At 75.1% G+C, this 11,440-nt stretch carries 10 protein-coding genes; 3 read left to right on the top strand and 7 right to left on the bottom strand.

Annotated elements, in window-relative coordinates; translation table 11 throughout:
- The first annotated feature begins 111 nt into the window (after positions 1-111).
- Entirely contained in the window at positions 112-573 is a 462-nt protein-coding gene (locus Ani05nite_RS13030; protein ID WP_203768250.1) for a hypothetical protein, read from the top strand.
- Positions 574-613: 40 nt separating this feature from the next.
- Here the strand turns inward: Ani05nite_RS13030 and Ani05nite_RS13035 are convergent, their stop codons facing one another.
- On the bottom strand, positions 614-1,627 hold the full coding sequence (locus Ani05nite_RS13035; RefSeq protein ID WP_203768251.1) for an acetamidase/formamidase family protein: 1,014 nt from the start codon (positions 1,625-1,627) through the stop codon (positions 614-616).
- Entirely contained in the window at positions 1,624-3,039 is a 1,416-nt protein-coding gene (locus Ani05nite_RS13040; protein ID WP_239129831.1) for an APC family permease, read from the bottom strand. Before Ani05nite_RS13040 ends, Ani05nite_RS13035 begins: the two co-directional genes overlap by 4 nt.
- Positions 3,040-3,207: 168 nt before the next feature.
- Between Ani05nite_RS13040 and Ani05nite_RS13045 the strand changes: the two genes are divergently transcribed.
- Together Ani05nite_RS13045 and Ani05nite_RS13050 are read left to right on the top strand one after the other, a co-directional pair.
- Complete coding sequence (locus Ani05nite_RS13045) at positions 3,208-3,552, top strand: STAS domain-containing protein (protein WP_203768253.1); 345 nt, start codon at positions 3,208-3,210, stop codon at positions 3,550-3,552.
- Positions 3,553-3,616: 64 nt separating this feature from the next.
- The gene (locus Ani05nite_RS13050; RefSeq protein WP_203768255.1) at positions 3,617-4,333 is read left to right on the top strand and encodes a Clp protease N-terminal domain-containing protein; all 717 of its coding nucleotides are present in this window, start codon (positions 3,617-3,619) and stop codon (positions 4,331-4,333) included.
- An 18-nt stretch (positions 4,334-4,351) separates the two neighbouring features.
- Here the strand turns inward: Ani05nite_RS13050 and Ani05nite_RS13055 are convergent, their stop codons facing one another.
- The 5 genes from Ani05nite_RS13055 to Ani05nite_RS13075 form a co-directional block, all read right to left on the bottom strand.
- Complete coding sequence (locus Ani05nite_RS13055; RefSeq protein ID WP_203768257.1) at positions 4,352-4,798, bottom strand: ATP-binding protein; 447 nt, start codon at positions 4,796-4,798, stop codon at positions 4,352-4,354.
- A gap of 113 nt (positions 4,799-4,911) precedes the next feature.
- Positions 4,912-6,477, bottom strand: coding sequence for a PP2C family protein-serine/threonine phosphatase (locus Ani05nite_RS13060; RefSeq protein ID WP_203768258.1), 1,566 nt, complete (start codon positions 6,475-6,477; stop codon positions 4,912-4,914).
- Positions 6,478-6,584: 107 nt separating this feature from the next.
- A complete protein-coding gene (locus Ani05nite_RS13065) occupies positions 6,585-7,430 on the bottom strand; it encodes an amidohydrolase family protein (RefSeq protein ID WP_203768259.1) in 846 nt (281 codons plus the stop codon).
- Positions 7,427-8,365: an aldo/keto reductase gene (locus Ani05nite_RS13070; protein ID WP_203768260.1), complete on the bottom strand. Its 939-nt coding sequence runs from the start codon at positions 8,363-8,365 to the stop codon at positions 7,427-7,429. The genes Ani05nite_RS13065 and Ani05nite_RS13070 overlap by 4 nt, the downstream gene beginning before the upstream one ends.
- A gap of 67 nt (positions 8,366-8,432) precedes the next feature.
- Entirely contained in the window at positions 8,433-11,423 is a 2,991-nt protein-coding gene (locus tag Ani05nite_RS13075) for a beta-galactosidase (RefSeq protein WP_203768261.1), read from the bottom strand.
- Between the last annotated feature and the right edge of the window lie 17 nt (positions 11,424-11,440).

The following is an 11,440-nucleotide window of genomic DNA, read 5'->3' on the forward strand; positions in this document are numbered from 1 at the left end:
TTTCCGTCGGATGCCCGGTGGCCCGCGGCGGCCTCAGGATGCATCCATCCGGGCGCCGGTTTCCGAAGATTCCTTCGACGGCAACCATCCGACGAGGAGACGAGATCGCCCGTGACCGCTACCCCGCGCACCGAGCCGCCGCAGACCCGACAGTCCGTTGCCGACATCACCGCCTTCCTGCAGTCGGCGGTCTGGGACCTGGCGTACGGCGACGACGTGCCGCCCGAGGAGGCGCTGCAGCTGCATCACGCGGCCCAGCTGATGCTCTCGGCCAGCGAGCAGCTCGTCCGGGCCGGCCTGAGCGGCGCCGCGGCCCCGGCGGGCGCCGGCGGCCCGGCCGACCCGCCGGCGCTGACCCGGCTGCTGCTCGCGCTGGTCGCGTTCACCCGGCTGGACCCGCTGGAGCGGGGCCGGCTGGCCCCGGAGCTGGCCCGCGCCGCCCGGTCCACCCTGCGCCGCGAACGCGCCGAGGCGCTCCGGCTCACCGGCTGGGCCGTCGCCGACCTGGCCCGCGAGTACGACATCTCCCCCGGCGCCGTCCGCGCCGCGATGATGGAGGACCCGGCGCCCTAGGTTCCGCTCCTGAACCGGGCATGGCGCGCGGCCCGTCTGTCTACCGGGTCGCCAGGTACTCCGCCGCCGTCGCCCGCAGCCGGTCGTGCACACCCTCGTACGGCCGCACCGCGCCCAGGTAGCGCTTGTCGACCTTGGCGAGCATCGTGTAGTTAGGGTCGCAGACGTTGCCCACCGGCGCCTCCCCGGCCTGGCTGAGCAGCTGGTACGCGTCCAGGACGTCCAGCCCGGCCAGCCCGGCCGTCCAGGTCACCAGGTCGTGCTGGCTGATCCGGTACGCGTCCTCCAGCGGCCGGGCCGAGCCGGTGGACATGAGCGCGGAGTCCGTCTCCAGCCGCGGGGTGGGCGTCCCGGCCCCCTTGACGACGTCGACGATCAGCACCGTGTTCATCGCCGCCTCCACCCCGGTGCCGCACACCTCGCCGTGGCCCTGCCGGCAGTGGCCGTCGCCGAGGGCGAACAGCGCGCCGCTGACGTTCACGCCGAAGTACGCGGTCACGCCGGCGCGCAGCTCGGGGCTGTCCATGTTGCCGCCGTGCACGTCCGGCACGATCGTCATCCGGCTCTCGAAGGCGGCCGGCGCGACGCCGGCCGTGCCGTGCATGGGGTCCAGGGGCAGCTCCACCTCGAAGTCGCCGCGCCGCGCCCGGTAGCGCACCGTGCCCGCGGCCACGTCGACGTCGTAGCGCCAGACCAGCTCCTCCAGCGGCGGGTGCAGCATGGCGGTGGTGTGCGTGGCGGTCAACGCGCCGAAGTGCGGGAACGTGGTCGAGACGGCCCAGTCCCGGGCCGGCACGATCTCCACGAAGTGCACGGCCAGGGTGTCGCCCGGCTCCGCGCCCTCGACGTGGAAGGGCCCGGTCACCGGGTTGAGGAACGGGAACTCGCACACCCGCGACGGCAGGTCGCCGACGTCGCGGACCTTGCCGCCGAAGCAGTCCTCGGTGTACAGCTCCAGCACCGTGCCGGGCCGGACCCGGCGCACGGGCTCGCGGCCGCCGAACGTGTACGCCAGCTCCTCGGGGCGCGGACGGTAGCTGAGCACCTCGGTCATGGACTCTCCTCCTCCGGTGGGGCGCCGAGGCCGGCCAGCACCGGGCGCCGGCCGGTGGCGTAGAAGACGGCCAGCACCACCAGGCCGAGGCCGAGCCAGACGAACCCGAGCACCTGGGCCGCCACCTTGGCGTTGATCACGACGTACAGCAGGATCAGGAAGCCGATCACCGGCACCACGAGGTGGCGCAGCCAGTCGCGGCTGCCGCGGCGCACCACATAGTGGATCACCACGGCCACGTGCAGCGCCAGGAACGCGGTCATGGCGCCGAAGTTGACCAGCGTGGACAGCAGCGAGATGCCGTCGTCGCGGGCCGCCATGGCCAGGCCCAGGGCCAGCGACACCGCGGCGACCAGCAGCGTGGCGTTGGCCGGGACCTTGTGCCGGGGGTTGATCCGGGCCAGGAAGGCCGGCATCTGGCGGTCGCGGGCCATCGCGTACAGCAGGCGGCTGGTCGCCGCCTGGGCCACCAGCGAGTTGGCGAAGCCCCAGGCGATCGCGGTGGCCAGCGCGGTCAGGCCGGCCAGCCAGCCGCCGCCGGCGGCCCGGGCCGCGTCGTAGAAGGCGGTGCCCTCCGGGTCGCCGTCGGCCAGCAGGCCCGGGGCGTCCGGTACGAGCAGAGCGGCCACCCAGGTCTGCACGACGAACAGCGTGCCGGCCAGCACCAGCGCGCCGACCATGGCCCGGCCGATCCGGCGCGCCTCGACCCGGCTCTCCTCGGCCAGCATCGAGATGCCGTCGAAGCCGAGGAACGACAGCACCGCGATGGAGACGGCGCCGAACACCACGGACCAGGAGAACGTGCCGGAGTTGAACACGGGGCTCCAGGAGAAGCCGGCGCCCTTGCCGTCGAGCAGCGCCACCACGCCCACCACCAGGAAGATCACCAGGACGATCAGCTCGGCGGCGAGCATGACCCGGTTGACCCGGGCCGTCATCTGGATGCCGAGGTAGTTGACGACGGTGTTGACGGCCACGAACGCCACCAGCCACAGCCACACCGGCACGGCCGGCACCAGCGAGTTCATCGCGACGCCGGCGACCAGGTAGAGCAGTCCGGGCACCAGCACGTAGTCCAGCAGGATCACCCAGCCGGCCAGGAACCCGACCGGCGCGGCGATGCCCCGGCCGGCGTAGCTGTACACCGAGCCGGCCATCGGGAAGGCGCGGACCATCTGCGCGTACGACAGCGCGGTGAACATCATCGCCACCATGCCGACCAGGTAGGCCAGGGCGACCATGCCGCCCGAGCCCGAGTACACGCTGCCGAAGATGCCGAAGGGCGCGATCGGCACCATGAAGATGAGACCGTAGATCAGCAGGTCGGCGAAGCTCAGCGAGCGGCTGAGCTCCTGGCGGTAGCCGAACTGCTCGAGCCCGGCGGTGGCCGGCCCGTCCGGTGGCTGGGTCACGGCGCCTCCTCGATCTCCCGACTGGCCGCACGTTACCCGGATCCACCGACATAAATCTTCTCCCGCGCCGGGCGACCCGGCCGGCTCCCGGCGCCGGCGGCGGCGTGACCGGATCGTGCTGCGCGCGCGGGGTCCCGATGTCATACCTGCGTGCTAGACATGCTGCTTGTGACTACTCCCATCCACGAGATCAGCACCCGGCCCGTGGCCGGCGGCGTGCTGGAGGTCGGCCTGGCCGGCGACTTCGACATGAGCGTGGCCGCCGAGCTGTCCGACGCCCTGGTGCGCGCGGCCCGGGCGCCGGGGGTGCGACGGGTGGTGGTCGACCTGCGGCACACCGCCTTCCTCGACTCGCACGGCATCGCGGGGCTGCTGGCCGGTTTCGAGGCCGCCGCGCAGGCCGGGCGGCAGTTCAGCGTGACCAACGCCGCGGGGATGGTGCGGCAGGTCCTGGACATCACCGGGCTGGCGGAGGTGCTGATCGAGCCCCGGCCGAGCGGGGTGGAGGTCTGACGGCCGCCCGGGAAGCGTCAACCATGAGTTGACGAAGCGATGGCGTCAACCTATGGTTGACGTCATGACCACATCCGAACCCGTCACCAGCTCGGTCCGCCTCGACGACCTGATCGAGGCCATCAAGAGGACCCACTCCGGCGCGCTCGACCAGCTCAGCGACGCGGTGCTGGCCGCCGACCACCTCGGGGACGTGGCCGATCACCTGATCGGGCACTTCGTCGACCAGGCCCGCCGCTCCGGCGCCTCCTGGACGGAGATCGGCCGCAGCATGGGGGTCACCAAGCAGGCGGCCCAGAAGCGCTTCGTGGCCAAGGGCGACGCGCCGGACCTCGACGCCAGTCAGGGCTTCAGCCGCTTCACCGACCGGGCCCGCAAGGTCGTCGTGACGGCGCAGGAAGCGGCCCGCACCCACGGCAACAGCCAGATCAGCGTGGCCCACCTGGTGCTCGGCCTGGTGGCGGACCCGGCCGCGCTGGGCGCGCGCACGATCGTCGCGCAGGGCGTGACGCTCGACGCCGTCCGGCAGACCGCCGGCGCCACGCTGCCGGCGGCGGCCGAGTCCGTGCCCGCGCTGATCCCGTTCGACGCGCACGCCAAGAAGGCCCTGGAGCTGGCCTTCCGGGAGGCCCTGCGGATGAACGACAGCCACGTGGGCAGCGAGCACATCCTGCTCGCGCTGCTCGAGGTCGAGGACGGCACCGGCGTGCTGGCCGGCCTCGGCGTCGACAAGGCCGCCGCCGAGGCGTCCATCGCCGCGGCCGCGACACCGGAGGCGTAGCACCGCCCGGCCGGGTGCTCAGCCGGCCGGGGCGGCCGGCGGGAGCGGGAAGGACGCCCAGATGTGCTTGGTCGTCGCGGTGGCGTACCAGCACAGCTCGGCCGACAGCGTGCGGGCGATGTGCAGGCCCCGGCCGCCGACGCCGGCCTGGTGGACGCCGGCCAGCCGCGGCGCGCCCGCCGGGTCGTGATCGGCGACGTCGACGAAGAACGCGTCGGCGCCGCGCAGCAGCCGGACCACCGCCGGCGGCGACCCGTGCCGCAGCGCGTTGCTGGCCAGCTCGGTGGCCACCAGGATCACCCGCTCCACGGTCTCCCCCGGCGCGCCGCGGGGGACGAGCCGGTGGGCGGGCAGGGCGGCGCCCAGGCCGAGGCGCAGGGGACGCAGCTCGTCGCCGGTCGAGACCAGCCATTGCTCCAGCTCCACGGCCTGCGCGGGCGGCGGCGACGTCCGCAACAGACTCATGGGCTCGCTCAATGCCCTCCCGGATCTTGCGGAAACCTCCCGGGCGATCCGCCGCGGTCGATCCGGGCGGGTGGACCGCCGCTCGCGGCCGCCGAACCGCCGCCGGGCACGGGTCAGGACAGCACCCGGACGGCCAGGGTGCAGGTGTCGTCGTCCGGGCCGGCGGTGGGCAGCAGGTCGCGCAGGCGCTTGAGGGTCAGGTCGCCGGGCTCGGCCGAGACCTCGGTCAGCGTCCGCATCACCTCGCCGAGCAGGTCCGCGCCGGCGGCGTCGCGCCGTTCCACCAGCCCGTCGGTGTAGAACATGATCAGGTCGGCCGGCGCCAGCCGGACCTCGACCACCGGGTACCGGGCGTCGTCCGTCGCGCCCAGCAGCAGCCCACGCGGCACCGGCAGCTCCGTGGTCCGCGCGTCGCGGGCCAGCAGCGGGGCCATGTGCCCGGCGCGAGCCCACGACAGCGTCCGGGTGGCCGGCTGGTACGCGGCGATGACCGCGGTCCCGGTGATGTCCAGCCGCCGGCTCAGCCCGTTCAGGTGACCCAGCAGCACGCCGGGGTCGCAGATGCCGATGGACAGCCAGGCCACCAGGGCGAACCGCAGATGGGCCATGCCGCTGGCGGCCTGCAGCCCGTGCCCGGCGACGTCGCCGATGGCCAGCAGCGCGGACCCGTCCGGCAGGGCCTGCGCGTGGTACCAGTCGCCGCCGACCCGGACGGCCTTCTCGGCCGGCAGGTAGCTGACCGCGGCCTGCAGCCCCGGCAGCGGGAACGGGTCGCGGGGCACCGGCTGGATGAGGTTCTGCAGCTGCGCGGCGAGCCGGTGCTCGGCCAGCGCGGTGATCTCCCGGCTGCGCAGCTGGTCGCCGAGCCGTTCGATCTCGCTGCGCGAGTCCACCCGGGCCGTGACGTCCTGCACCACGGCATAGATCTTCAGTGGCGTGCCGTCCGCGTCGCGGGCGACGTCGGAGAGGATCCGCAGGTACTTGACCGCCGGGCCGAGCCGGCACCGGACCGTCACGTCGGCGGCGGCGCCGCTGTCCAGCGTCTGCCAGGCCGCCTCGGTGAGCCCGGCGTCCGCCGGCACCAGCATCGCCGCCTGCTCCGGGCGGGACATCGGGCCGAGCGCCGGGTCGCGTTCGAAGATCCGGTACATGCCCGGCGACCACGTGCTGCGCCCGGTCCGCAGGTCGTACTCGGCCGAGCCGAGGCTGCCGAGCAGCTCGGTCCTGGCCAGCCGGCGCTGGTCCTCGTCGCGCCGCTGCCAGCAGAGCAGCAGGCCGCCGAGCAGCGGGTGCACGGTCACGTCGAACACCGCCTCGGTGACGACGCCGGCCCGGTGCTCGCGGTAGCGGAACCCGGGCAGCTCGGCGGGCTCCCCGGTGGCCAGCACGCGGTGGTAGAGCTGCCACAGGTCGCCGCCGACCATGCTCGGGTACAGCTCGCTGAGCAGGGCCCCGACCCGGCTGGCGCCCCGGCCGTAGACATCGCCGCCGCCGCCGCTGACCGCCGCGATCCGGAAGTCGGCGACCGGCCCGTCGGCGTCGCGCACCGGGCGGACCCAGGTGCAGCCGACCGGGATCACCGCGAGGATCTCGCGCACCAGGGCGACCGGGTCGGCCGGGCCGGCCGGCGCCTGCGGTGACCCGGCCCCCGGGTCCTGCCACGCGCCGCCGGTCACCATGCCCGCAGCCTAACGGCCGGCGCGGGCCCGCGGACCCACCGAACGCGGGACCCGCCGCCCGGCGCCGGGCCGGGACCTACCGCCCTCCACTGTGGCCGGCGGCCGGCTCAGCCGGCCGGCAGCCGGTAGACCCGGGTGGCCGTGCCGCCGAGCACCTGCGCGCGCTGCGCGGACGTCCGTCCGTGCAGCGCCTCCAGCACCACGGCGAGCCAGCGGTCGTAGCCGGTGGCCAGGGTCGCGACCGGCCAGTCACTGCCGAACAGGCAGCGCTCGGGGCCGAACTCGGCCAGCGCGTGCCGCAGGTACGGCAGCACGTCACCGGGGCGCCAGCGGGCGTGGTCGGCCTCGGTGGTCAGACCGGACAGTTTGCAGACCACGTTGGGGTGCCCGGCGAGCCGGCGCAGCTGCTCCCGCCACGGCGCCGGCGTGCCGGCGCGGACCGGGGGTTTGCCGAGGTGATCCAGGACGAAGGTCACCTGGGGCAGCCGGGCCACCAGCTCGGTCACCTCGCTCAGCTGGGCGGCCCGCACGCACAGCTCGGCCACCAGGCCGTGGCCGGCCAGCAACCGGACACCGTCGACGTGACCGTCCGCGAGGGCGAAACCCGGCGGCTCGTCCTGCAGGTTGCGCCGTACCCCCCGGACCAGCGGCAGCGCGGCGAGGCGCCGCAGGGCGGCGGCGACGTCCCCGCCGCGCTCCAGGTCGGCGTGCGCGACCGCGCCGCACAGCACGGGCCAGCGCGCGGCGAGGTCCTCGACCCAGCGGACCTCGTCGTACGCCTGCGCCGGGTCCCGTCCCGCCTCGACGAAGACGGCCCCGGCGAGCCGGTGCCCGGCGGTGTCGAGCGCCGCCGGCAGGAACGGCCGCCGCAGCGCGGCCGACCCGGCCAGCCAGGGGTAGCGGAACCGGCGCGGGTCCCACAGGTGCAGGTGGGCGTCGACCAGCGCGGTCATGCCGGATCGCCGTTCTCCGGGCGGCCGCTGGGCCAGGTGCGGCCGCGGACCGGGGCCAGCAGGCGGTCGACGTCGGCCAGCAGGTCCTCGTCGAGGGGCCCGAGCGCCCAGCGGACGTTGCGGCGCGCCTGCCGCTCGTCGGGCATGCCGACGAACGTGGTCGCGACCCCCGGACACCCGGCGGAGAACCGTACGGCCAGGTGTTCCAGCGCGGCCCCCCGCCGGGCGCAAAGCTCGGCGGCGGCGGCGCAGCGGCGCAGCACCTCGGCCGGCGCCGGGTGCCAGGGCGGCGCGCCCCGGCCGGTGAGCGCCCCCATGGCCAGCGGCGAGGCGTTGAGGACCCCGACCCCCCGCGCGGCGAACGCCGGCGCCCAGTCGGCCAGGGACCGGTCGAGCAGCGTGTAGCGGCAGTAGGACAGCACGGTGTCGAGGTCCGCCCGCCGGGCGACGGCGGCGAGCGCGGCCAGCGGGTAACCGGTGACGCCGAGGTGACGGATCTTGCCGGCGTCGCGCAGCGCGGCCAGGGCGGGCAGGGTCTCCGCGACGATCCGGCTGAGGTCGCCGAACTCGATGTCGTGCACCTGGACCAGGTCGAGGTGGCCGGCGCCGAGCCGGGCCAGGCTCTCGTCGACGCTGCGGCGCACCCGCGCGGCGCTGAAGTCGAACTCGTCGGGCCCGTACCGGCCCACCTTGGTGGCCAGCGTGTAGGCGTCGCGGTCGACCCCGGCCAGCGCCCGGCCGAGGACGGTCTCCGCCCGGGTCCGCCCGTAGTACGGCGCGACGTCGAAGACGGTCACGCCCAGCTCCAGCGCGGCCCGCACCGACCGGATCCCGGTGGCCAGGTCGACCCGGCCGTAGACGTCGCCCAGCGGCGCGGCGCCGTAGCCGAGGATCGAGACGCGCAGGTCCGTGCCGTCGATCAGCCGGTATTCCACGGCGCCGCCCCCAGCATCGGTGAGTGTCCGGGTGCCGGCCGCACCGCGGGCGCGCCGGGCCGGCTGGTCAGCGGTGACCCGGCGCGCGTACCGGGGCCACCGGCACGCCGCCCCGGACGGTGCCCAGGTCGGTGAGCCGGACGCGCTCCAGCGTGTCGCCGGCGCCGCCGTCGCTGGTCACCGCCAGCGCCAGCGTGTTGCCGCCGCGCGGGTTCAGCAGGCCCTCGGGCAGCACGAAGGTGTGCTGCGGGCCGACGTCCGCGACGTACTGGCCGACGTTCCAGCCGTTGAGGAAGATCAGCGCCCGGTAGTGCCCGCCGGAGCGCGGGACGGCCGGGTCACCGATGGTCAGGCCCAGCGAGGCGTCGTGCCCGCGCGGGACGGCGAGGGTGAACGAGGTGCGGTACCAGGAGGTGCCGGGCGTGGCGGCGGTGTCGGGCACCGTCCGGGTGCTCCAGCCGCGATCCGGGAAGCCGGGCAGGTGCCAGCCGGTGCGTTCGCCGTAGAGGCCGCCGTTGTTGAGCGGGCCGCGGGCGGTGTCGGCGAGCAGCTCGCCGCCGGCGTTGCCCTGGATGCGCCAGGTCGTCGGCAGCGAGGTCGCGGCGGCGATCAGACCGCGGCCCTCCTTGTGGGCGTCGTTGACCCCGCCGTCCTGGTTGTGGCCGTTGTTGCGGACCATGACCGACAGGACGTGGTCGCCGTCGGCGCGCTGCGCCGGCGGGACGGCGAAGGTGGCCGTGCCGGTGGTGGGGGGCGCGGCGACGCCGGTGGGCAGCACGTGCTGGCCCAGGTAGACGCCGTCCAGCCAGGCCTGCACCATCCCGGCGCCACCGCCGCCGTAGGTCAGCGCGATCGTCTCGGGCGCGGCGCCGGTGAAGCGCCCGCGGTACCAGACGTCGCCGTGGTGGAAGCCGTAGTCGTCGGCGGTGAGCACCGGCTGCCCGGCCGGCGGCCGGGTGGTGCTGTTGGTGGTCGTCCGGTCGGCCACCGCCCAGGCCGAGTCGTCGAAGTCCGGCGCCTGCTCCGGCGACTCACCGGCGTAGCGCCAGGGCCGCGCGGACAGGTCGGGCAGCGCGAGCGGCCGCGGCCCGGGCAGGGCGGCGACGGCTAGCCGGCTGCCGGCGCGGCCGGCCCGGGTGCGCACCGCGACGCCGTTCCAGGTCACGGCGCGCACCGCGGGCGGCGCCCAGACCTCGAGGTCGCTCGCGGCGGCGGTGTCGCCGGTCAGGCGCAACGTCCGGCCCCGGACCGCGGCGGTACGGGCCAGCGCCGGCCCGCGGACGAGCACCGGGCCGGCGGCCGTGTCCAGCCGCCACATGGTGTCGGCGACGCTGTCCGCGGCGATCAGCAGCAGCAGGGGCGGCCGGCCGCCGCCGGTGATGCGGACCTGCGCGAGGCCGGTGTGGGCGTAGTCCAGCCGCAGGTCGCCGGTGGCGGCGTCGTACGCGGTGGCGACGGCGGCGTCCCCGGTCACGGTGACGGTGGGCGCGGAGGCGTACCGCAGGACCGTCTCGCCGTCCTCGCCGTCGCGGCCGTGCAGGGCGAGCAGGCCGCCGGCGCCGAACGCGGCGTGGGTCGTGATCTCGGAGGTGGAGTAGACCAGGCGCTGGCCCCGCACGTCGTAACCGGCCACCAGGATCTTGGCGTCCTGCCCGTTCAGGCGCAGCTCGCCGGCCTGCGGCACGGTGTAGGAGCCGTCGGCGGTCCGCACGGCGAAGCGGAACGTGTCGTTGGTCGTGGCGTTGGAGGGGTTGTGCATCGCGTGGTAGAAGTGCGTGCCCGTGCCGGCGTTGACGTTGTGGTAGATCTTCACGGCGGCCGAGGACGCGACCACCGGCTCCCCGGCGTCCACCGCGGTGAGCGGCTCGACGCTCTGCACGAAATAGCCGAGCTGCTTCATGGCCAGCGCCTTGGGCCGCAGCTGCCGGGCCTCGCTGATCGCCGCGCCGTAGTCGTAGGAGCTGTAGACCACCGGGGCCGGCAGCCAGCCCCAGCTGGTGCCGCCGAAGGTCATGTAGAAGTTCTGGATGCTCAGCCGGTTGGCGATGGTGGTGCCGTAGAAGACCCGTTCGTAGCCCGGCCCCTGCCGCACGGCCGTGCACGGGTACGTGCCGTTGCTGCCCCAGTAGTCAAACCAGCCGCCGCCGAACTCCGCGGTGAAGCCGGGCGTGTCCGGTGACGCCGAGGCGCCGCCGCGGGCGCCGCCGGGACCGTGGATGCCCCAGTCGGGCGCGGCGTTCGGGGCGCCGGGGGTCGCGTCGGCCCGGCAGGTGCCACCCGGGTAGCCGTCGAAGGCGTACAGGTCGACCGGCCCCTCCACGGTGCCGGGTACGCCGGATCCGGCCGGCACCCAGCGTCCCTCGCGGCCCTTGTCGTTGTGGAAGATCGGCACCGTGATGCCGTCCGCGCGCACCCGGTCGCGCAGGAACGTCAGGTATTCCCGCTGGGTGTCCCCCGTGGCCGCCAGCTCGTTCTCGATCTGGTAGAGGATCACCGGGCCGGCGCCGTCGGTGAGCTGGTGCCGCCGGATGACCGCGTCGATCGCCCCGAGCCACTCGCCGGCCGCGGCCAGGTGATCGGGGGCGGCGGTGCGGGCCCGGCCGGACTGGGTGGTCAGCCAGCCCGGGTAGCCGCCCGCGTCGACCTCGGCGTTGATGTACGGCCCCGGCCGGGCGATGACGTAGAGCCCCACCTCGGCGGCCAGCGACAGCAGCCGGTCCATGTCCCGCACCCCGGTGAAGTCGTAGACCCCGGGCCGCGGCGAGTGGTAGCCCCAGTCGAAGTAGACGGAGACCGCGTTGTAGCCGGTGGCCTTCATCTTCTGCAGCACGTCCCGCCACAGCCCGGGGCTGGGCAGCCGGAACGGGTGGAACTCGCCGGACCACACGAACGTGCGGCGCCCGTCGATGGTCAGGGAGTACCGGTCGTAGCCGATGGTGTGCGCCGTCGCGGGCCGTGGCGGCACGGCCGGCGCCGGGCCGGCGGGCAGCAGGGCCGCCCCGGCGGCGAGTAGCGCGGTGACGGCGAGGGCGAGGCGGCGCCGCTGCGGGTGGGTCATCGCGTCCCCCGGGAACG

Origin of the sequence: Actinoplanes nipponensis, from assembly GCF_016862275.1 — a bacterium.
Lineage (GTDB): Bacteria > Actinomycetota > Actinomycetes > Mycobacteriales > Micromonosporaceae > Actinoplanes > Actinoplanes nipponensis.

What these genes read in the sequence shown, in the direction of transcription:
- Ani05nite_RS13065 (WP_203768259.1), bottom strand. Translation starts at nt 7,430, where the DNA reads ATGACCGCGCTGGTCGACGCCCACCTGCACCTGTGGGACCCGCGCCGG.
- Ani05nite_RS13075 (WP_203768261.1), bottom strand. Translation starts at nt 11,423, where the DNA reads ATGACCCACCCGCAGCGGCGCCGCCTCGCCCTCGCCGTCACCGCGCTA.
- Ani05nite_RS13060 (WP_203768258.1), bottom strand. Translation starts at nt 6,477, where the DNA reads ATGGTGACCGGCGGCGCGTGGCAGGACCCGGGGGCCGGGTCACCGCAG.
- Ani05nite_RS13050 (WP_203768255.1), top strand. Translation starts at nt 3,617, where the DNA reads ATGACCACATCCGAACCCGTCACCAGCTCGGTCCGCCTCGACGACCTG.
- Ani05nite_RS13035 (WP_203768251.1), bottom strand. Translation starts at nt 1,627, where the DNA reads ATGACCGAGGTGCTCAGCTACCGTCCGCGCCCCGAGGAGCTGGCGTAC.
- Ani05nite_RS13055 (WP_203768257.1), bottom strand. Translation starts at nt 4,798, where the DNA reads ATGAGTCTGTTGCGGACGTCGCCGCCGCCCGCGCAGGCCGTGGAGCTG.